This is a genomic window from Chitinispirillales bacterium ANBcel5, assembly GCA_029688955.1.
GTDB lineage: Bacteria > Fibrobacterota > Chitinivibrionia > Chitinivibrionales > Chitinispirillaceae > Cellulosispirillum > Cellulosispirillum alkaliphilum.
Map to the genome: position 1 here is coordinate 67,294 of JARUKZ010000003.1, position 22,621 is coordinate 89,914.

Below are 22,621 nucleotides of genomic sequence, written 5' to 3' on the forward strand. Positions count from 1 at the left end.
AATACCTGCAGAGGTTACCTTCTTAATGGTTCCTTCTTCCAACTTTTAGAGGAGCAAAGTATCCATGATCGAATTTTCAGGCACCTACACCGATCAGTATGAACTCACAATGGCCCAGGCCTATTACAAAAAAGGGAGAATCAAAGAGAGAGCAGTGTTTGATTACTTCTTCCGCAAACTACCTTTTGGAGGCGGCTACGCCGTTTTTGCTGGTTTGCAGGATCTGCTCTCGGCGCTGCAGGGGCTCCGCTTTAACCAAAAGGACCTTGCCTTTTTATCTGAACAGGGGTTTCCCGATGATTTTTTATCCTATCTTGCGGATTTTCGCTTTACAGGAAATGTTTATAGCTGCCGTGAGGGTGAGATTGTATTTGGAACCATGCCAGTGGTCCAGATAGAAGCCCCGCTAATTGAAGCGCAAATTATAGAAACGCTCCTTCTCAATATTTTAAACTTTCAGACCCTTATAGCTACCAAAGCAAGCAGAATTAAACTGGTTGCCGGTGATGGGATGCTGGTAGATTTTGGATTGCGCAGGGCGCAGGGGGTGGGGGGATATCATGCAAGCAGAGCAGCCTTTGTGGGTGGATTTGACGCCACCAGTAATGTTTGCGCGGGCCGCGATTTCCACCTCGCGGTATCGGGTACCATGGCACACTCATTTGTGCAAAGTTACGATGATGAACTGAGTGCTTTTAGAGATTTTGCCCTCTACAGGCCCGACAATTGTGTGCTCTTAGTAGATACCTATAACACTCTTGAGAGCGGAGTGCCCAATGCCATAATTGTTGCCCGGGAGATGGAGAAAAGGGGGCAGAGGTTAAAAGGGATACGGCTGGATAGTGGGGATCTGGCATACTTAGCAAAAGAAAGCCGCAGAATGCTCGATGAAGCCGGGCTTGAAAATGTGAAAATCGCGGCATCCAATAAACTGGATGAATATGTGATTAGAAGCCTCAAACAGCAGCAGGCTCCCATAGATCTTTTCGGGGTGGGCACAAGTCTTGTCATAGGGCATCCCGACGGAGCACTTGATGGAGTTTACAAGATGGCTTTCGCTGGTGAAAAACCCCGTCTGAAACTTTCCGAAACTCTTGAAAAAATCACCTTACCATTTAAAAAGCAGGTGTATCGCATGCATACCAGTGATGGTACCTGGGTTGGCGCAGACGCGATATTCCTTGCAGATGAAACAGAAAGCCACAACATGCATCATCCTTTCGCACCACTTAAATCCCTTTCTCTTGAAGGGCTAAAAAAAGAACCACTGCTACATACAGTAATGGAAAATGGCACAATTAAACACGAGCATTCACTTCAAGAAAGCGCAAGCTACTGTAAAGAAAGACTGACCCGTTTACCTTCAGAGTACAAACGCTTTGAAAATCCCCATACCTATAAAATAGGGATAAGTGATCATCTGAAAAAAGAGCGGGATAAGTTAATTGAATCCTACAGAAGGGGGCATAAGTGAACGCGCCCCACTTTTAGAGATATACCTGGGGAATTTGGTACCCCTACTTGGAATTCAGTATTTTGGAATAGTGGCAACATTTAAAAAGGAATGGATTGGCGACTACCTCAAACGGGTGTTTCCATGATAAGCGTTACAGAAATAGCGGCCAGCGTGGTTATTAAAGTGCAAGATGTAATATTCCTCGTTTCAGCAAACTTGCGGAAAGATAACGCGTGAATCATTCCGTAAAGGCACTTCTGCAGTGAAGGTTTATGAGATTAGCCTTAAGTACGCTACCATCCTGTGCTGCGTTATGCAGCAGTAGTATTAAGAAGGAATTAAAAAAGAGATAATTGGTTAAATTTGTTACACTGTTAAAGGAATGAGTTACTTTATGTCCCCAAACGAAAATCAATCCAAAAAAGTGATAATTATTGGAGCAGGTATCGCCGGTCTCTCTGTGGCTTCATATCTCCGGCAAAATGGGTATGAAACCGAGATCTATGAAAAACACTCTTGTGCCGGTGGCCTCTGTACCGCATGGAAACGAAAGGGATACACCATAGATTATTGTATTCACTGGCTTTATGGTTCCAAACCGGGGACATCGTTTCATACACTGTACAATGAATTAGGCGCTCTGAGTGGCCCGGAAGGAAAACAGGTAGAAATTGTGGATTTCGAAATTTTTGGAACTATTGAGCTCTCAAACGGTGACTCCTTTACTCTTTACAGTGACATAGCACTGCTACAAAAGGAGATGCTGCGCATCGCGCCTGAAGACAGAAAAAAAATCAACTCTCTTTGCAAAGATATACGCAAAATCAGTAAATTCGATTTTGCTCAGGCTACAGAACAGTGGGGCCTAAGCGGGTGGCTTAAATATATATACACACAGGCGCCCCGTGTTCCGACTATATTGAAGAGAATTAACACCAAGGTTGAAGACGTTGTTTCAACCATTAAAAGCCCCCTTTTAAAGGAAGTTTTACTAACTAGAGTTCCCGCTGAATGGAGTATCTTTGCTCTGATATTTTCTTTATCAGCCCAGATCGGCAGAAATGGAGGATACCCCAAGGGCGGCTCGCTTTCTCTTGTTAATAATATGACAAACCGCTACCTTAGTCTTGGAGGTAAAATTTACTATAATGCACCGGTCAGTACTGTAGTAACCAAAAACGACCGAGCCAGCGGTGTAATTTTAAACGATGGCAAAGAGATACACGGTGACCACATCATCTCTGCTGCCGATGGGCACTATACACTCTTTACTATGCTTAATGGCGACTTTTTACCCGACACGTTGAAAAAAGCGTACAGCCAGTATCCTCTTTTCCCATCAACGCTGTTTATTGCTCTTGGCGTCAGGAACGATCTCTTGGATCTGCCCCATGCTGTATCTATGATTCTTAAGGAACCAATCGAAGTCGATGATGGCAGCGTTATTGATCGGCTTTCTGTGAGGGTGTTTAATTTTGATCCCTCACTATCTCCCCCCGGCAAATGTCTGGTTACGGTTACCGCTTACACGGGTAATGATCTTTACTGGGAAAATCTAAAGGAGCAGAGCGTAAAGCGTTATGAAAAACAAAAAAAGGCTATTGCCGAGAGAGTTATTGAGGAGCTGGATGTGCGGTTTAAAAACATCTCTGATGCAATAGAGATGGTCGATGTATCAACACCGCATACCGTTAAGCGATACACCGGAAACTGGCATGGCAGTATGGAAGGGTTCGCGCCCACACCGGCTTCACTTTCCAAATCCCTCCCAAAAACGCTTCCCGGGCTAAAAAACTTTTACATGACCGGTCAGTGGACAACCCCTGGTGGCGGGATTCCTCCTGCAGTATCGTCCGGGCGCTCAGTTTGCATCAAAATATGCAAAAGTGATGGCAAAAAGCCCAGATTCAGTACTTCCTGACTGAATCTGGCGGCGAGCCAATTTACTTCTTTTCTGCTGAAAGGGCTTTTGTATTTTTTACTGATAAACTTACCATAAACCTGATTTGCTGGGAGTGGCGGTATGCGGGTAGAAGAAATAATGACTCACGGGGTGGATTTTGCTAACCGAACTGATTCGGTTCAGGAAGTCGCCAAAAAGATGCAAAAGGATAATGTTGGAGCACTGCCGGTGTTTGATGGCAATTTTGCCGTAGGGATTATAACCGACAGAGATATTGCTGTGCGCCTTGTAGCCAAAGGGTTAGATTCGACTAAAACCAGTGTAAGCCAGATTATGACCAGGGATGTCTACTTCTGCAGTATCAATGATACTGTGGAGGAGGCTGCAAAGATAATGGAAACAAAGCAGGTACGGCGCCTTTTGGTAAAAAATGAGTATGATCATGTCACCGGCCTGGTATCTATTGCCGATATTGCCCGGGCAGACGGAGCGCTCACCGCCCGAATCCTTCTTAAAGTTACAACCCCGGCGCAACCAAGCTGGTAAATGAAGTGGCAAAAAAGGGCTGTTAGTGTAGAACTTAAAAATATTTATTCTTTTTTGCATAAGAATTTGAGAGATGAGTGGTTCAGGTGATATTTTAGAGAGAGTTAAATACTCAAAACGCCTGTTTCGATATTTGCAGTAGGATAAATGGTACAACGGTTTGATAGCACAGTAAAAGAGGACATTCGCAGCAGAGCAGACATTGCTTCTATTGTAGGCCGCTACGTTACTCTCAAGCAGTCCGGGCAGACCCTTAAGGGCCTGTGTCCTTTTCATAAAGAAAAGACTCCTTCATTTCACGTTAATCCGGTTCAGGGATTTTTCCACTGCTTTGGCTGTGGAAAAGGGGGGGATGTATTTACCTTCGTTCAGGAGATGGAGGGCATTGGATTTGTTGAAGCCCTTAAAATGCTTGCCGAAGAAACCGGGGTCATCCTTGAAACCACATCAAAAGAGCAGTTCACCCCCGAAAGCCAATCGGTTTCGGCCGTATCCAAAACAGAGCTTTTAGACATGCATGCTCTGGCAGGAACCTTTTTCTACACCCAGATCCGCTCTAACCCCAAAGCTATTGAGTATTTCAAATCCAGAGGGTTAAAAGCCGAAACGGTTAAAGAATTTGGACTGGGGTACGCTCCCCCGGGATGGTCAGCGCTTAGTGATTATCTTAAGAGCAAAGGGTTTAGTGAAACTGCCATAGTTCAGTCGGGGCTTGCGCTTCAAAAAGAAGAGGGCAGGATTTATGACCGGTTCCGGGACCGAATAATTTTTCCTCTGTATGATCTTTCGGGCAGAGTGATTGCGTTTGCGGGCAGAGGGATGGAAAAGGATGCTCAGCCAAAGTATCTAAACTCACCGGAAACACTTTTGTACAAGAAAAACCGCCTGCTGTATGGCCTGTTTAAGGCCCGCCAGAGCATACGTGAACAGGGTTATGTGCTGATAGTTGAGGGGTATATGGATTACCTGTCACTCTATCAGGCAGGGGTTAAAAATGTAGCGGCCACCTCGGGAACAGCATTCACCGCCGAGCATGCGCATCTTATCCGCCGCTTCAGTCGCAGGGTGATACTTGTTTTTGATGGTGATGACGCGGGGTTAAATGCCGCGCAGAAAGCCATAACTGTGCTTGCTCCGGCTAGTCTTGATGTCTCTATTCTTACCCTTCCAAAAGACCACGACCCGGATTCCTATGTTGGCGAATTTGGGGTAGAGGGGTTCAACGCGCTGATTAAAAGCGCCACCAGAGGGTCTTTGTTTCTTATTAAACGAGCGATGGAGGGACAGGATCACACCTCCGCACATGGTAAACGGCAGATAATTGAAACGCTTACCCCTTATATGAACGCTATTACTGACGCGCTTGTGCGAGAGGAGTTTCAAAAAGAACTCTCTGAAATGCTTAGAGTGGATATCCGCCATATTAAAGCTGCCGGTACCACAAACGAGCCTCAGAGTCAGCAATTTGGCAATTCTTTGACCTCGCGTGTAGATGAGAGGTATTTTCATACTCTTGAGGGCTCATTTTTAAGGATTCTTTTAACCAGTCCTAAACTTATTGAGCAAGCAAGAATGTACGTTTCACCCGAAACTCTTACGGATGAAGTTTCCGGAAATATATATTCAGTTATTCTGGATACTTATACCCAAACCGGTGGAGTGGACTCTCTGAGCAACAGAATCGATTCCAATTCATCGCTTAAGGGGTTGATATCTATGATGATGGTGAAGCCTGCGCTACTTGATCACATACAGGATGATCTGGTGCAAAAAATTATTCACCTCAGAGCGAAATTTTTACGGCATAAAATCCGTGATATTCGCCGGTTACTGAAAACAGATCCTGAGAACAGGGCTCATTATTTAGAGCAGTTAAAAGATTTTTCCATACAACTGAAAGAGCTGGACGAGGAATGATGACCAGGAAAAAAGAAGCCACGGCGAGTAAAAAGACGAAAACCAGTGCTGTTTCAGACAAAAAAACTCTCAGACTGCGCAAACTGGCTGCGCTTCAGGGCTTTGTTACAGAAGCACAGATTGAGGATGTGGCATCAGGGCCAAAAGATATAGAGGACATTAAGCAGATCCTTTCTCTGGAAAAAATCCAGATCAATACGTTTGTTAAAAACAAAGCCACTCCTCTGTATGAAAGAAGAATCAGGCACTCGGCTCTTCCCAAAAAGCATAATCGCTATGATGACCCCACGTGGGTGTATCTAAACAGTGTTGGACGGGTGCCACTGCTTTCAAAAGATCAGGAGATCGAATATGCCATGCAGATAGAGTATGCCCATGGGAAAATGTTCGACATGGCGTTTCGATCACAATGTGCCCTTAAAAGCCTCTGCCATCTTGCCGATGAGCTCAAAAGAGGTGATATACAATGCCTGGACATTCTGCAGCTGGATGACGCTTTTGATCCTGAAGATGAGCAGGAGCTTGAAAATATCAGAAAAGAATTTCTGAAAATGATTTCCCTTATCAAGAGAAAAACCACCTTGGCAGCGAATCTGTTTGAGCAAAACACCGATTCCACCATCGCTAAGGCAAAAATTCATCAGGATGATTGCATTGCGCTATGCAGAAATCTCAGGTTAAATCAAAAACAGATCGAGCTGATCCTTGAAAACTACAAAAAGCTGCTCCAGTCCGGTGATAATAAGGAAGAATTTGAAGAGTTCAAGCATTGGGAAGAAACCCGCAATCAGGCAAAGTGTGCTATAATCGAAGCCAATGTGCGGCTGGTGGTAAGTATCGCTAAAAAATACATTCTGAGGGGGATGGAGATTATCGATCTCATTCAGGAGGGTAACCGTGGTCTTATAAAAGCCGTCGAAAACTTCGATTACCGTAAGGGTTACAAATTCTCTACCTATGCGACATGGTGGATAAGACAGGCAATCTCACGGGCGATAAATGATAAATCAAAGGCCATACGAATTCCGGCCAACACTCTGGAACTGGTAAACAAAACAGTACGTCTGGCCAGAAAATGGGTTATGGAATATGGTTATGAACCTACCCATGAAGAACTGGCTGAAGCCCTCGACTGCCCCGTAAGTAAAGTGCAAATGGCCCTTGAATATTCCATGGAGCCTATATCTTTGGATATGGAGATCGGCAAGGACAGTAATTCGACCGTAGGTGAATACATTGAAGACAAGAAAATGATTGACCCTTCAGAGCGCATCTCCCTTCTGCACCTTAAGGAACAGATAAACCAGGTTCTTGACTCTCTGTCTATAAAGGAAAGAGAGATTGTGATGATGCGTTTTGGGCTGGATGATGGAAGAATTAAAACTCTTAAAGAGATCGGTGAAATATTTAATATCTCACGGGAACGAGTGCGGCAAATAGAGACTAAAGCGCTTGGCAAATTAAAACACCCCAGCCGCACCCGTCAGTTAAATGCCTGGAAAGAAGAGAGAAGCGAAACTTTAGCTGATGATGACTCCTTCTGACACGACCGTTTCTTTTCGGGATATCACTTTTTGGGCTATTGACGATTTATAATTACTGATTCCTTATCGATGTAAATCGGGATAGCCCTTCTTTGCCTTTCTCTGCTCAACGCACTCCCCACACAGCTTTTTTAGCCCCCCAACCTCTTCATTGCTTTGTCTCTTGATTGGCCTCCTGCGCAGATACCACGGGGAAGGGAGGGCAGGGAATGATGATTGAGGAAAAAAATATGATTTTTATGGGGCTAAAGGCGATAGATTGGGTCACCCCCGGGCGTCAATGGTGAGAGCGTGAAAAGACCCGTTTGGGGGGACCCTTAGGCTTTTATCGCGGGAGGAAGGGAAAATTTGGAATTTGGAATTTGGAACGAAGGAATGTATCTACACCTCAGCTGGGTATTATTGACAATGCAGTTCCTCGAGCATGCATTTAACGGCAAAATCCCGGGAGGAAGGGAGAATTGGAATTCCTGTCTCGCGCTCTTGCCATCCCACATTTCCCAAAGTCCCCAGATCGCCCCAGGTAGAGAAACCAGGGGCTAAAATAGAAAACCCCTTTGGGGTATTATATCGATATTTCCAGGCGTTGGTATAGGCAGAATTGAAATCTGCATCGTTTACTATAACTATACCTCTTTTGATTTCGGGTCGCCCGGCTCCCTTCCGTAGTAGCTCCGCAAATACGAAATTCCTTACGGGGGCACCAACAAACTTGCTTGCCACGTGTAACCGTGAGGGGAAATGATAACTTTGTACATACTTTTAACATAGTTAAGGTTTTAAATATGTCATTTTACATACTACCAGTAGCCTTCTTTAACTGTTCGAGGGTTTTTGCATTCGCTTGCTCTGGCATAAATGTGAATGCATCGACCTCATCGAAATATCCACATTCGATATTGCGAAAAGAGATTCCCGTTCTGAGTGATAGCATGAAGGCGTATAGAAAGACTTGCGTCATTGCATATTTTTCTTTGTATGCACCAGGCTTGTAATCCCAGATTTGAACCTTGAAATTTCTGTCCCCTAACGGGATATACCGTAGTAAGTCCACATGACCTGTCATGGCATCGCAGGTGCCAAAACACTTTGTGTAATCTGAGAATTCATTGGATTCAGCCCAAAGTGGTACTTCAACAGAGATTGTATGTCGATCGTTTTCTAGGAAAAATTTCTGAAGATTTTCATGACGTTCCTTCAATGAAGTCTGAATTCTACTCTGTTTAGCCAAATCGATGATCTCGTGTTCTGTATAGTGATTTAGTTTGAGATCCAGAAAAGTATTACACTTAGAACAGCGAAACCGTGATTTCTGAAAAACATGATTCGGGCAATTCTCAAAAGAAGAGGTTAGGAATTTGGAGAGGCTTCCATTAATGCTCTCAAGGCGAGGGTAGTGAACCCTATACCTGTAAAACCACTGATGTTTGAAAGAGTGTGTCCGTACATCCTTGAATTTGCGGTCTATCGATGGGACAAATAGACCATGTTTCTTTTCAAGGCTAAAGTGTTGAATCGGGGAGTGCCTCTTTCTGCTTAAAAAATTGCTTACAGTTTTTGACAAAGTACCATCTCGCTTTGGCCAGAACACTTCCTTGAGGGCATCGCGAATCTTTTCTGGTGCGCCTGAATCGATAGTAAGGCACCGGAACTAAAGCATAGGATTGAACTTTTCCCAGTTAGCAATACCACATTCCTTAAGAGTTAAAGTAAATTCAGAAACGTTGCCAATCTTTCGCATTGCTCTAAGAGCGCGAGAGTACTTCAGTGTCGTAACCGAACTAAGGATATTTATGGGAACAACAAAGAGATTGGGGTTTTCAACTGTCTTTGGCATTCTCTGCAGAAAATGTTCTTTGGCCAAATCCAAGTACTCGAAAAGGTTTTCTACACCAAGCGGTACTGAAGGTTCTGGGCTGGTTTCTTCGATAAGCGAAATATCACCGAATCTGAGTGCATTATATAGCCGACCCTGTGTTGTATGCACTTCCCGTTTTAGCTGATCGTCTCGTACGTTGGTGATTTCGACTATAAGAGTACTGTGCCAATTATCTTCAAAAACTGTCTTAGCATCATCCGACTTGAGAGAAGTATTTCCTCTTGAAGGAGCTTTCACTTGAATAATCCAATCCACTTTTTTCAAATCCCAACTTTCCTCATATGCCTTGCGTGTATTATAGAACATGTCTCCCTGCTCGATCTTGCAATAAGCAATTGCATCCGAGAAACCTTTCGGTAATGACCAAGCGAACTGATTAAAATATTTCACTTCTTGCTCTCCTTATAATAATAAATAACCATAAATAGGATGTAAGTATGCCATAATGTTTAAGCTGTGGTAAAGATAAGTTCTGTTCAAAAGTTCATGAAACTGACACCAAAGCATTACATAAAAACGGTGTAGGTTAGTACGTAGCCTATAACCGAAATATGTCAAAGTGCATGATTAATGTACAGTTATTAAATATATAATACCTCTAACAAGGTCAATAGATTAAAGTTCTAAGCTTTATTAAAAACAATCAATTCAAATTACGAATACCACAGATGTACTTTAAGCAGGGGAAAAAAGAACAAGGCCTGTTTTTGTACTCATTAAAAAATCATACAAACACTTGCATTTTATAGTACGGTAAATTTAATTTCTTAAATTAAAATGATACCTATCCGCACCTTAGATTTTAGCTCCTGCTAATAAGAAAGTTCAACAATGAACAATAACTTGAAAATCGAAGAGCTGGTGGAAGAGGAGATTGAGGCTTTGTTTAACAAAAAGCTCAAGCGGCCCTCTATGTCGAAAAAGGAGTTTTTGGAAGAGTACAGTGTGATACTCAACCAGGCACAAAAAGATAAAGCTGAACTGATCGGGGCAAATTTTGACTGGACTCTTATGCCTAAATTTGAAGTCTATCTGGAATTTCTGCTCATTTCTGTCGGTGAAGCACAATGTGCCATACTTGCCACTCCGGAGTTAAAAAAAGAGTATGAACTAAACTTAAAAAAGCTGCTGATTAACCTAAGTATCCTTAAAGATGTTGCCAGGCATATCATTTCTTATCCCAAAAATGCCGATGTGGTCAGTAAGTATAATAGAATAGTGAAAAACCGGGGTGATGCACAAGCTGCAACTACCACCATCGACCTCATAGCATTTATCGCAGAATACCCGGAAGAAGCTGCTCAGGTTTGTCCGTGCGGAGTTCGTGTTGATGAAAAGTACCTTGATGATGTCAGACAGCGCGCCCTTACGCTTATAAATACAAAAGGCTCTGTACTGATGGGTGGCAGAGTGGTGAGTGAAATCTACTCCAGGCAAAAGAAACTTATTACACTATCCATGGGAGCGATGCAGCTTATCAGGAGATATGCAAAAACAGCCTTTGTTAATAACAGGCAGTATTACAAAGACCATTATGTAAGTAAGGTAAGAAGGCGCCAAAACAGTAGATACAGAAGCAGTGGCAGTGACAGTCGAATAGAAACGTTGTAAGAATCTTACTATCCCCCCTCGAAAAATTCCTGTGAAAACTCTACGGTGAATATCGTTCTCCCTGTAACTTTCCTACGCTTTTTTTAAGTACTACAAAAACAACGCACTACATGGTTTCAGTAAGCACTATATGCGCACCGTGCAGTGTGCAGTGAGGAACACGCCTTGTGCAGTGAGGAACACGCCTTGTGCAGTGAGGAACACGCCTTGTGCAGTGAGGAACATGCCTTGTGCAGTGAGGAACATGCCTTGTGCAGTGAGGAACATGCCTTGTGCAGTGAGGAACATGCCTTGTGCAGTGAGGAACATGCCTTGTGCAGTGAGGAACATGCCTTGTGCAGTGAGGAACACGCCTTGTGCAGTGAGGAACACGCCTTGTGCAGTGAGGAACACGCCTTGTGCAGTGAGGAACACGCCCCGTGCAGGGGTGTTTGACCCATGTTCCTCACTGTTTGACCCATGTTCCTCACTGTTTGACCCATGTTCCTCACTGTTTGACCCATGTTCCTCACTGTTTGACCCATGTTCCTCACTGTTTAACCCATGTTCCTCACTGTTTAACCCATGTTCCTCACTGTTTAACCCATGTTCCTCACTATTTGGCCTGTGTTCCTCACTGTTTGACCTGTGTTTCACACTGTTTGACCTCTGTTTCACACTGTTTGACCTCTGTTTCACACTGTTTGGCCTGTGTTTCACACCGGTTGGCACTGCCTCCGAGGCTGCGCCGGAAGACTGGCTTACCCCGGGTTATCGTATGGGGTGATTGCAGCGCTTAAGAGGGAGATTAAGACTAAATCGTTCGATCTTTTCGGCGGGGTACGTTAGTTTCATCCAAGAACGTATCGTACGGTCTGCAATAAACAGTGTAAGCTATTAGCGGTGTAAAATCATGGTATTAATATGTGCCTGAAACATTTCCTAACCGGATAATCCTTGTATTCGGATATTGGCTGGCAAGGTGTTTATGAAGTTGAACAAGATATAAAAGTCTGAATTATTTGGTAAAGCAAGAAAGTACACAGGTGCGAACGGAAGTGAGCACCACGAGAAAATGTCAGGGATACCGATCCGCCCCGATCAGCGGCTCGTGAGTGTTTTCGCCGGTCTTTATCCCGGGGCCATCGAGTCCTCCCGCCTTCCGAAGCACGCTACGTGCGCCCGTACTCCGCAGTAGTCTGCTACGTAGGACGTAGAGGGCAGGCGAGTTTGGCCCCTCCCCGGCGAAATCACGAACAGAAGAATCGGTGCGGGGCTCTTAGGGCGTTCGTTCATGCAACCCCATCCTGGGTTGCTCCCTTCGGACCACCCGAAGACGGGATGGTGCTCGTAGGCCTCCATGGCCTACGAGTGCCTACTTTCTTTGGCCCTGGAAAGAAAGGGCATTGACCCCGGGACCATTGGTTATATGACCGGGACAATCGTTCATTTAGCCGTGTGCAGGGACGCAGGACCCAAACTTGAAGCAGTACAGATACGCATACACTTCCTCCTTCACAGCTCCTTACCAATAAATCCACCAATGGTACCAACAAGGCTCCTGAGAAACAAAAAACCGACCTCCTCTTCGTATAGGTGATGGTGCATACACCGTGAGCGAGAAAATGAAGAGAAGACCGGTTCAAACCGCACATCGATTATTTTGGCTTTGCTACCCTTATAGTTAACCCTTGCCCTTATTTTGGCGCAATCTGGTGCACAGCACTGCAAGGCCACTTGAAAGGTCCTCGTTTTGCACTACTACATTATCGGGTACAAGTATCTTTTCTGAAGTGAAATTCCACAATCCATAAATACCACAGGCAATGAGCCGTTCTGCAATGGCTTGTGCACTTGATGCCGGCACAGTGAGGATCGCCATGTGCACGTGCATACGTGAAGCCAGGTCTTCAAGTTTTTCTATATCCAGAACTTTTTTTCCGTGTATTACAGCTCCAACCTTGTCCTTAGCAACATCAAAAGCGGCAATAATGTTGAGATTATGCCTGAGAAAACCAGCATAGCCCAGAAGAGCAGTTCCAAGACTACCCGCTCCAATGAGAAACGCGTCGGTGGTGTTGTTCCAGCCAAGAAAATTTTCTATCGCCTCAATGGTCTCCCCAACCCCAAAGCCTATACGGGGCCTTCCTGCTATACCGGTAACAGCAAGATCTTTTCGGACCTGTATGGGCTCACAAAGCATCTTTTCTGCAATCACCGTCCCCGAAACAGTCTCAAGCCCCTCTTTTTTCATTGCATAGAGAATGCTTAGATATGAGGGGAGTCGCCTGATTGTGGGCAAAGCGGCCCTTTTACACTGTTCAGCCTGTTCTATCATCACCCTGAAATTCCTTCCTGCTGCATTTATCGATATTTTTTTATCGATAGATTACGATCTTAAAATAACCCTGTTTTCAACTTTTTGCAAATAGTTTATAAAAAGTTGTTAGGGCAGGGGTTTGGGGAGGGTTGGAACGTTAGGCCCCGGGGTAGGTTAGTAAGGTACACCCGGGGCAGGTTAGTGAGCTTCCGTTTGAGTGCCTGGAATCGGGCTGAACCGTTCAAAACGGTCCCACACTCCGCCCCTGCACCAATCACCTCGCAATGAATACAGGTGTACTAAAACCCTTGCCCGCATGCAGTATATAAAAACCAGGGGGAAGGTGGGAAGTATGCACAGTGAAACCGTCATTGGTGCGGTTGATTTTATTCTCCAGGCTTACTCTTCTGCCCTGTGCGTTGTACAGGTTAACAGAAGACTCCGCAATTGTTTTATTTACCGGAACAGTAACATTTAGCACACCCGAAAGCTGGCGAACGGTAAAGTGGCTGTTTAATGTGCTGTTAGTGAAATTGTTTGCGGAACTGGTAGGTTTTCTCAAAATTGCAATCTCCCCACGAGATGTGCAAACAACATAATACTCGCCATTGTAAGCTATTGACTCCAGACTAAAGCGGCTACTACCAACCACACGGTCAAGGTCTGTTCCGTCTTTGGTAGTATAAATTTCGTAATCAAATAACAGGAATTGCTCTCCGTCAAAATAGATATTGTTAGGAATCCATCTAATGGGATATTTAATTTCCCAGTCTTTTAAATCTGAAGAAACCGCAAGAGCTTCTCTATCCGTATTCACTGCCATAAATTTTCCATTTCCCCATTCAATCTCACCCCAAAACCACGGATTAGCGTAAGGATCATAGACCATTTCACTTTCCCACTCCAAACCATCTTCGGAAAAAAGGATATTAGTCCAACTTGCTGAAACAAACTTACCATCCGCATAAATAACATTATCATTCGGCATTTCCATCCCAGGTCTCCGGTGTATCGGTTCCCATTCGATACCGTCGTGTGAATAGTTAACATGCCCCCCTCCAACAACCAGAAACTTGCCTGAACCATAAGCAACGCTTCTGTAATCAATGTGGCGCCCGTCGCTTCCTGTGATATAGGTTGGTCGGACACTCCACTCTACACCGTCATGAGATGTAAGAATCGTTCCCCCGTTTCCTACCGCCATAAACATACTGTCAGCCCATATCACACTGTTGAGACTTCTGGTTGTATTTGACTCCTGGCTGACCCATTCTTTTCCATCTGAAGAGGTAAGGATTAAGCCGCTACCCCCCACTGCTACAAACATATCGTTTTCATAGATCACAGTAGTAAATAATGCGGTTGTATCGGAATATACAGACTCCCAGTTCCAGGTGTACTCTGCAGATAGTGAAGAAAGCAGGAGGAGCAACAATGAAAAAGCCATACTGATTTTTTTAGGAGTGAATCTTGTTTTATGGGGCATAAAGACCTCTTCTGTTGTGTGTGATTTATGTGTTTAGTTTTAGTTATAGAAGGCATTTATATGTATATGACAACCTAATTTGAACACACTGTATTCGTTACATCAATTAATATATAAAAGTACATGGATAAGATAAAGACATCTTATATATTTTCATAGACATAATGAAAACCATGTTTCAATGTATGCCCCTAAAGGAATCATCGATCATGAAAAACAAAGGTTTTAAAACAACAGTTCTACTTATAACAATAGCGTTTTCTACCGTTACTTCAGATGCTCGGGACACAACGGCAAATTGTCCTGCTCCAATAAATGTAAATCCCGATCCTCACGGAGAGCCCTGGATTGCAGGTGGCCTATGTCTGGAGGAGACTACAGACCATAAACCATCTTTGGAGAACCTGACGTTCTCTACCGGAAAACTGTCCAAAACAACATCGCTTCCATCACGGGTCGACAACTCTGTTTTCCCTCAGTTCAGGCCCATTTTCACCCAAATAGCCGGAACATGCACTCATGCTGCCAGTGTTAGCTATATCTATACCTATGAGATAAACAGCGCGCGCGGCCTCTCATCTGATATTCTGGCTAACCAGTACCCGTATGAATACAGCTATAATCTTCTTGGTCTGACAACCGGCTTAGGCTGTATTGCCAGGCTCATTAACGATGTCGGAGTACCAAATGCCGAAATTTATGGAGGATTTGGACTCGATAACCCCTACAGATGGGTCAGCGGGTATGATGTCTACAAAAACGCAATGTCAAACAGGTTAAAGGATGATGTTTTCATTCGTATAGAAACTCCTGAAGATCTGGAGAGAATGAAACGGTGGCTCCATGACCGGGACCGGGGCGATCCGCAAGGTGGTTTACTGTTTATTGGGGCCCAGATTAGTGATGTAGAATTAGTTACACTTGCACCGGGTACTCCCCGGGAAGGTAAACACGCTATAGTACAGTTTGGTGGTAGCGCGGGACATGCATTGACTATCGTTGGCTATGATGATTCGGTCCGTTATGATTACAATGATGATGGCGTGTATGAAAACCCAACAGATGATATAGGTACCTGGGAGATAGGTGCCGTAAAAGTTGCCAATAGCTGGGGTACCCGTTGGGCTGACAGCGGGTTTGCATATGTAACATATCGGGCTCTGGTCACCCAGGGCGCTCGTGGCGCTTCGGGGCTGGTGTCCGGATTGGTAATCGATCACAATGAGCCATACCACGAACCAAGGATTACCTATAAGATAAGCCTTACACATGAAAACAGTAACCAGGTATATGCAACAGCCGGTTTTGCCCGTAACACCGAGGCAACAGCTCCTTCCTTCGTAAAGCCTTTTAATTTTGGACAAAGGCTTGGTTTTTCCGCGCCACTTACCGATTATGATGGCGGACCATTTGAGTATGGTGTGGAAGTGAGCCATTTTGAGGAGGGTACACGAGACAGAGAGGTCGCCTTTTTCCTTGATATAAATACAACCGGTGGGTCCGGCACACTGCACAGCTTTTCTGTCATCGATTATACCGGAACAGATAGTGTGGAGTATAAGTATCCGGAAACCGATATCGAACTTGTTGGAGGTACAGATAATCGTTTTAAGTTGATCCGCCCCTACGAAAGATTTGAGGTTACATCCCCGAAGGGTGGAGAAGAGATTACACAAAACAACCCTCTTACAATTGCCTGGGATACCGATGTGCGGGACAGTGTTAAAGTAGAGCTGATCAGAGCCGATTCTGTTGTAGCATTAATTTCAAACACGCATTCAGATGAAGAATCTTTTGAGTGGGTAATACCTCACCATATTCCCTCTGACTCCAATTATTCGGTACGGATTACGACTTCTGAACACCACCCACAAAAGAGCTCTTCAAGCCAGATTTTTACTATTGGCCCGCCATCGGGCATCCATCCCTTCACACGATCACCTGCAGAAACCCCACAAGTAACTGTCCGATCAAACAGTATCGGTATTTCAGGTTATGATGGAACTGTGGAGATCCTTACTTTGAAGGGGGTGTCGGTTTTGCGTTCAGAATCGGTTAACAACTCGGTAACCATAGATACCTCCCGTCTTTCCGGTGCGGTGTACCTTCTCAAACTACAAAATCACGGAATGCGCCTTCTACGACTTATTAGATGAATCGCTACATTCATCGCCTAAGCCGCAGACTTCCGCACCCGTCAGATTGTATCACCCACAGGGAAATATGAGTGATTTTGCAGGATTTCATTGTTTTAGGTAAGTCATCGCTGAAAGTCACCAAGGCACGCTCGGGGAAAGTCACTAGGTTCAGCCTGGGGAACGTTATTTCAATAAAACCAATCCCTTACTTAACCGCTCGCCATCACAGTTCAAAGCTATTGTTATACTGGATTACAAACATCAATAAGGCAAGGCTACGGTACGTTGGTAAGGCCTGGTCTGGGCAAGTCAACAAGTTCAGCCAGGGGTAAGTCACTAAGTTTAGCCTGGGGCACATCACCAAATCAACCCCGGGCATCCATATTCCCAATCAATTCAACCCCTTAAACACCCCTCCCCAACCACGGGCACAAAAAAAATTCATCCCACCGAAAACTTTAATTGACTCTACCCCGTTTTATTGTTATTTTTATATCGATAATTTTTTATCTATATAAATGTATCAATATTAATTTATCTATTTAAAACGGCAAACTATCAATACCACCTCAATATAAGGAGAGAAGACGTGAAGGCAGAAAAGGTGATGGAGAAAAAAACAGCGGCTCCACAGAACAATGGCGATGAAGCGGCGCTCGGGCAGTTGGATCAACTGGTGGAGAGGGTGGCGGCTGCACAGAAAACATTTGCTACCTACACTCAACAGCAGGTGGATCGCATTTTCTTTAAAGCAGCCATGGCGGCAAACCATGAGCGTATCCGCCTGGCGAAGATGGCCCATGAAGAGACCGCGATGGGTATTGTGGAAGACAAAGTTATTAAAAACCACTTTGCGTCTGAATACATTTACAACAAATTTAAAACTGAGAAGACCTGTGGTGAGATCGAGACAGATGATGCTGCGGGGATAATTAAGGTGGCTGAACCACTTGGTGTTCTTGCGGGTGTTGTGCCAACCACCAACCCTACATCAACTGCCATATTTAAAGCACTGCTGGCGCTTAAAACCCGCAATGCCATTATCTTCTCCCCTCACCCAAGAGCAAAGAAGTGTACCTGTGAAGCCGCGAAGGTGGTTCTTGACGCCGCTGTTGAAGCCGGGGCACCTGCTGATATCATAGGATGGATTGACCAGCCTTCAGTTGAGTTATCTAACCGCCTGATGAACCATCCAAAGGTCAGTACAATCTTGGCTACAGGCGGGCCCGGGATGGTAAAGGCCGCCTATTCCAGTGGCAAACCGGCTCTGGGTGTTGGTGCCGGAAACACCCCTGCTTTGATTGATGAAACCGCTGATGTCCGTATGGCAATAAGCTCCATACTGATGAGTAAGACATTTGATAACGGAATGATCTGCGCGTCAGAACAGGCTGTTATCGCGGTAAAAGCTGTGTATGAACAGGTGAAACAGGAGTTCGCGGCCCAGGGCGCCTATGTGCTTTCAAAAAAGGAGAAGGAAAAGGTTGGCAAGGTAATATTCAATGAAGGACGTCTTAATGCAAATATCGTAGGTCAAAGCGCCCACAAAATTGCATCAATGGCCGGTATCGATGTAGATCCCGCGACCAAAATCCTTATCGGTGAAACCGAATCGCTAACCTCTGAAGAGCCCTTTGCTCACGAAAAGCTCTCACCGGTTCTTGCGCTCTATGGGGCGGAAAACTTTGAAGACGCGCTGGAGAAGGGACACGCGCTGATAGTACTTGGCGGTCTTGGACACACAAGTGTTCTTTACACCAATGGTGAAAACAGCGATCGTATCACCGCTTTCGGTGAAACGATGAAAACAGGACGCACCCTTATCAATACGCCATCAAGTCACGGCGCTATCGGTGACCTTTACAATTTCAGCATCGCTCCTTCACTTACGCTTGGATGCGGTAGTTGGGGTGGAAATTCTGTTAGTGAAAATGTAGCTCCGGCCCATTTATTGAACGTTAAAACAATAGCCAAAAGGAAGGAAAATATGCTGTGGTTCAGAGTTCCCGAAAGAACCTATTTTAAACGTGGTTCACTTAATGTCGCGCTTGATGATATTGCCGGAAAGAAAAAGGCTTTCATTGTTACCGATCGGTTCCTTGCTGAAAATGGCTACTGTGATGGACTGTACGAAAAGCTTCGTTCACTGAATATTACCTATGAAGTGTACTCAGACGTAGCGCCGGATCCTACTATCGAAACCGCTATCGATGGTGCTAAAAAACTCAGTGCGTTTGGTGCCGATGTGATTATTGCCATCGGTGGTGGATCACCCATGGACGCGGCCAAGATCATGTGGCTTCTTTACGAACATCCGGAGTCTGATTTTAAAGATCTTGCCATGCGCTTTATGGACATAAGAAAACGGGTGTATCAGTTCCCCAAACTTGGTCACAAGGCACTGTTTGTCGCGATACCAACTACCAGTGGTACCGGTTCTGAGGTTACTCCTTTCGCGGTTATTACCGATGAGAAGACAGACATTAAATACCCAATTGCCGATTATGAGCTTACGCCCGATATCGCGATCGTGGACGCGGATCTGGTGAAGGATATGCCTCCCAAACTTACTGCCTGGAGCGGCATTGATGCTTTAACACATGCCCTTGAAGCGATCGTAAGTACAGTGGCAACCGAGTTTACTACACCAATGGCAATGGAAGCGGTCAGGCTTCTGTTTGAATACCTGCCGCGCTCTTACCGAAACGGCAGCATCGACATGGAAGCCCGGGAGAAGGTTCACCACGCTTCAAACATCGCCGGTATGGCCTTTAGTAACGCCTTTCTTGGTATTTGTCACTCAATGGCACATAAACTGGGATCACGGTTTAAGCTCCCACATGGCCTGGCCAACGCACTGTTGATAAATGAAGTGATTCGGTTTAACGCTACCGACGTCCCCGAAAAGATGGGTACTTTCCCTCAGTATAAGTATCCTGAAGCAAAAGCACGTTACGCGCGGTTAGCCCGTTATCTTGAGATTGGCGGAAAAAATGACGATGAAAGTGTAAACAATCTGCTTGAACACATCGCGGCTCTCAAGGAAACTCTTCACATCCCCGCATCAATACGTGATGCAAATGTCGATGAGGGGGAATTTATGGCCGCGGTTGAGAAACTGGCAGAAGACGCGTTTGATGATCAGTGTACAGGTGCCAATCCACGATACCCGCTTTTTAAGGATCTTAAAGAGCTGTACATAAAAGCATATAACGGATAACTTTTCATTTCCACCTCCAAACAAACTCCCCTTTTCAGGCAGGGAGTTAAAGCATAGGGTCCCACAACCCTATGCTTTTTCAAAAAACCCTGGCTACACCAATTTTCTATAGTATAAAATTTTTCTTGTGCCAACCGGTTTACAACTCTGTTCGTAGGTTTTTACCGGTGCACCATTTTAATCCTGCACGGTAGTATCATTATAGATTCTGTAATCTAATAAATTAAGTTCAAAACCCTGAAGGTTTATGTGTTTATACTCCCTGGCTGCTGTCGCGCCATAATATTCAGGAATTCTTTTACTTGCACTGTTGCGTTTATCTACCGGATAAACAAGGTATTCAAACTCAATATTTTCGGCATTAAGGTAGTTAGATGTCTATAAGTGAAAAAGATAATGTATTGACCGGAAGGGTGAACGGCAGTGAGCCCTTAGAAAAACTATGGAAAAAGGGATCCGCCCCAATCACTGGCGAATGAGTGCTTTCGCCGGTCCTTCCCCAGGGCCAATTGTCTGAGTCCTCGAGTTTTGGCCCCTCCCCGGCGAAAGTGCGAATGGGAGAGCCAGTGTGGGGCTCCAGGCGTTCGTTCATGCAACCCCGTCCTGGGTTGCACCCTTCGGGCCACCCGAAGACGGGATGGTGCTCTTCGGCCATCCATGGCCTACGAGTGCCTACTTTCTTTGGCCTTGGAAAGAAAGGGGATTTAACAAAAACAGCGTTTCTTAACGCTGAATACCTTACCCTTAAGGAATGGAATGACAAAGTAGGTCGCCGAAGGCCCTCCGAGCCGATGCCCTGAGAGGCGAGTTCTTGATTGTGACAGTGAGAAAACACTATGGTTTTTGATGATAAAACTTTCAAACACACGCTATGTCACAGTTTTGGGATGCATCTACTTCCATAACCAACCCACAAATTTTCCAGAAGGGCCATATTTTCTTTTGCCCCTTGAATTATAGCCGTTATGGTTTCGAGACCATAGCCGTTTCCGTGAGATTGCTTTTTGGTCCAGATCCCAAGCTCTGGTGTATGGCTATCTATCTTATGCAGCCCCGCACAACCGATAAACTCTTTGGTATCCTTTTTAGTAATCACTAGCTGAAGCGTTGTTCCCTCCCGCAACTCCTTCAACGATGATTCGATAAAGCCATAGGTTTCATCAATCTTCTCCGCTGGTTTGGGATACATGTATTTAGTGATTTCATGATCAAACTCTCTGAAGATATCATCTGCCCAGGACTTATCAATTGGTAAAAGTGCTAGTCGCTCTGTTTCTATTACTACATCGAGCAATGATTTCATCGCTATTCTCCAGGTTCTTTGGTTTGTATAACAGAGTGTTTTACAACGACTCAAGAAACTGTTGCAGTACATCAGCTCCCTTTTTTAAATTGGGGAAGAATTTATCTATATGCTGGTCTGAAAAATTATCAGCGCCGGGCCAGTTACGCAAAACCGCGGCACCATCATAGTCTACAGATGCCATTCGTACGCCAAGGTGGGTTGCCGGAAGGTAGAAATCGGATGCGGGAAGGATCGCCACATGAATATTCTCCAAGAGATGGCGACTCAGTTGCGGTCCTGTAACAATACCACTGCGTTTCAGTTTCGTCCGGTAGTTTTCAAAATCGGGGAAAAGGTAAAACGCTCCGTCGGGTTTAGGGCAGTTCAGGTTCATCTGAATGCATCGTTTATGCAGATAAGTGCTGGCACAGCAGTGTATTTCTGAACAGGTTTTTATATGTGAACGAATTGATTCGAACTCACTGTAAGCTTTAAGCGCGGCATATTGAATCGGGGCCGAGACAGATGAGTATGTTTCACTGATAATAGATTTTAGTGCCTGCTTAAGAAGCCCCAACTCCTCTGGTACCAACAGTACCCCCAACCGATACCCGCCCGCCGAAAACGATTTGGAAAGCCCGCCGGAAACAATCGTGCCTTCCGGGTAGTAGTGGTGCATACTACTTTGCTTTTTTTGTGTAAAATCGATCATAGCGTAGATTTCATCTGAGATTACCACGATATGATACGCTCTGCAAATGGCAGCCAATTCAGCCATTTCCTCATCGGTATAAACACAGCCGGTGGGGTTGTTTGGATTGTTTAAAATAAGGAGTTTTTGTGATTGCCCCAGTCGATAGCATGCTTTATCAAGTTCTTCAGGAGTGATTTTGTAGTTATTATCCCGTTTTGTTTCGATAGGAACAATAGTTTTTCCACGCAGCGCGGCCTGAGGGCCATAGCTTACCCAGCTTGGCGCGGGTACCAAAAGTGGCCCTTCCATAAGATAGATGGTCTGAAAAATCAATTCTTTACTTCCCGGCCCGATAAAAACGTCTGAAGCGGTAAATTTATGTCCATACTCGTTCTTGTAAAATGTGGCTACAGCCTCACACAATTCCGGAAGACCGCGGGTTGGGAGATAGTGATTTTGATGACAATTTTCCCGAAGAGCGCTCTGTATCGGCTCCGATACCGGAAAGGGTGATTCACCAAAGCCAAAGTGATAAACCTCTGTTCCCTGTTTACGCATTTTACATGCTTCTATATTTACTGCCAGAGTGGCAGATTCTTTAAGGCTTAGCACAAGCGGGTTTAGTGCTGGTATCATAAGTGAT

16 protein-coding genes are annotated in these 22,621 nt (G+C 44.9%); 8 read left to right on the forward strand and 8 right to left on the reverse strand.

The features are described 5' to 3' along the window. Positions 1-64 precede the first annotated feature (64 nt). From QA601_02465 to QA601_02485, 5 genes are all read left to right on the forward strand, one after another. Complete coding sequence (locus QA601_02465; protein ID MDG5813926.1) at positions 65-1,474, forward strand: nicotinate phosphoribosyltransferase; 1,410 nt, start codon at positions 65-67, stop codon at positions 1,472-1,474. Between the two features lie 376 nt (positions 1,475-1,850). Beyond that, entirely contained in the window at positions 1,851-3,377 is a 1,527-nt protein-coding gene (locus tag QA601_02470) for an NAD(P)/FAD-dependent oxidoreductase (GenBank protein ID MDG5813927.1), read from the forward strand. Positions 3,378-3,479: 102 nt separating this feature from the next. Beyond that, a complete protein-coding gene (locus QA601_02475) occupies positions 3,480-3,905 on the forward strand; it encodes a CBS domain-containing protein (GenBank protein ID MDG5813928.1) in 426 nt (141 codons plus the stop codon). Between the two features lie 147 nt (positions 3,906-4,052). Then, positions 4,053-5,822 (forward strand): DNA primase, encoded by a 1,770-nt coding sequence (gene dnaG, locus QA601_02480; protein MDG5813929.1) that lies wholly within the window; start codon positions 4,053-4,055, stop codon positions 5,820-5,822. Beyond that, the gene (locus QA601_02485; protein MDG5813930.1) at positions 5,819-7,366 is read left to right on the forward strand and encodes a sigma-70 family RNA polymerase sigma factor; all 1,548 of its coding nucleotides are present in this window, start codon (positions 5,819-5,821) and stop codon (positions 7,364-7,366) included. The genes dnaG and QA601_02485 overlap by 4 nt, the downstream gene beginning before the upstream one ends. Positions 7,367-7,765: 399 nt before the next feature. On the opposite strand, the gene QA601_02490 is transcribed toward QA601_02485, so the two are convergent. From QA601_02490 to QA601_02500, 3 genes are all read right to left on the reverse strand, one after another. After that, positions 7,766-8,089 (reverse strand): hypothetical protein, encoded by a 324-nt coding sequence (locus QA601_02490; GenBank protein ID MDG5813931.1) that lies wholly within the window; start codon positions 8,087-8,089, stop codon positions 7,766-7,768. Between the two features lie 70 nt (positions 8,090-8,159). Beyond that, positions 8,160-8,930 carry a PD-(D/E)XK nuclease family protein gene (locus QA601_02495; protein ID MDG5813932.1) on the reverse strand — a complete coding sequence of 257 codons (771 nt, stop codon included), beginning with the start codon at positions 8,928-8,930 and terminating at the stop codon, positions 8,160-8,162. An 87-nt stretch (positions 8,931-9,017) separates the two neighbouring features. Continuing rightward, a complete protein-coding gene (locus QA601_02500; protein MDG5813933.1) occupies positions 9,018-9,551 on the reverse strand; it encodes a hypothetical protein in 534 nt (177 codons plus the stop codon). 525 nt (positions 9,552-10,076) lie between these two features. Between QA601_02500 and QA601_02505 the strand changes: the two genes are divergently transcribed. Next, complete coding sequence (locus QA601_02505) at positions 10,077-10,856, forward strand: hypothetical protein (GenBank protein ID MDG5813934.1); 780 nt, start codon at positions 10,077-10,079, stop codon at positions 10,854-10,856. A gap of 126 nt (positions 10,857-10,982) precedes the next feature. On the opposite strand, the gene QA601_02510 is transcribed toward QA601_02505, so the two are convergent. The 3 genes from QA601_02510 to QA601_02520 all read right to left on the reverse strand — a co-directional run bounded on the left by QA601_02510 (position 10,983) and on the right by QA601_02520 (position 14,641). Then, the gene (locus QA601_02510) at positions 10,983-11,492 is read right to left on the reverse strand and encodes a hypothetical protein (GenBank protein ID MDG5813935.1); all 510 of its coding nucleotides are present in this window, start codon (positions 11,490-11,492) and stop codon (positions 10,983-10,985) included. Between the two features lie 1,027 nt (positions 11,493-12,519). Further along, positions 12,520-13,173, reverse strand: a complete 654-nt coding sequence (locus QA601_02515) for a redox-sensing transcriptional repressor Rex (GenBank protein MDG5813936.1) — start codon at positions 13,171-13,173, stop codon at positions 12,520-12,522. A gap of 256 nt (positions 13,174-13,429) precedes the next feature. Next, a complete protein-coding gene (locus tag QA601_02520) occupies positions 13,430-14,641 on the reverse strand; it encodes a T9SS type A sorting domain-containing protein (protein ID MDG5813937.1) in 1,212 nt (403 codons plus the stop codon). A gap of 209 nt (positions 14,642-14,850) precedes the next feature. Here QA601_02520 and QA601_02525 point away from each other — a divergent pair, with 209 nt between their 5' ends. Beyond that, positions 14,851-16,797 carry a Ser-Thr-rich GPI-anchored membrane family protein gene (locus QA601_02525; protein MDG5813938.1) on the forward strand — a complete coding sequence of 649 codons (1,947 nt, stop codon included), beginning with the start codon at positions 14,851-14,853 and terminating at the stop codon, positions 16,795-16,797. Between the two features lie 571 nt (positions 16,798-17,368). After that, on the forward strand, positions 17,369-19,999 hold the full coding sequence (gene adhE, locus QA601_02530; protein MDG5813939.1) for a bifunctional acetaldehyde-CoA/alcohol dehydrogenase: 2,631 nt from the start codon (positions 17,369-17,371) through the stop codon (positions 19,997-19,999). Between the two features lie 874 nt (positions 20,000-20,873). Here the strand turns inward: adhE and QA601_02535 are convergent. After that, a complete protein-coding gene (locus QA601_02535; protein MDG5813940.1) occupies positions 20,874-21,302 on the reverse strand; it encodes a GNAT family N-acetyltransferase in 429 nt (142 codons plus the stop codon). A 40-nt stretch (positions 21,303-21,342) separates the two neighbouring features. Continuing rightward, positions 21,343-22,614 carry an aminotransferase class I/II-fold pyridoxal phosphate-dependent enzyme gene (locus QA601_02540; protein ID MDG5813941.1) on the reverse strand — a complete coding sequence of 424 codons (1,272 nt, stop codon included), beginning with the start codon at positions 22,612-22,614 and terminating at the stop codon, positions 21,343-21,345. Between the last annotated feature and the right edge of the window lie 7 nt (positions 22,615-22,621).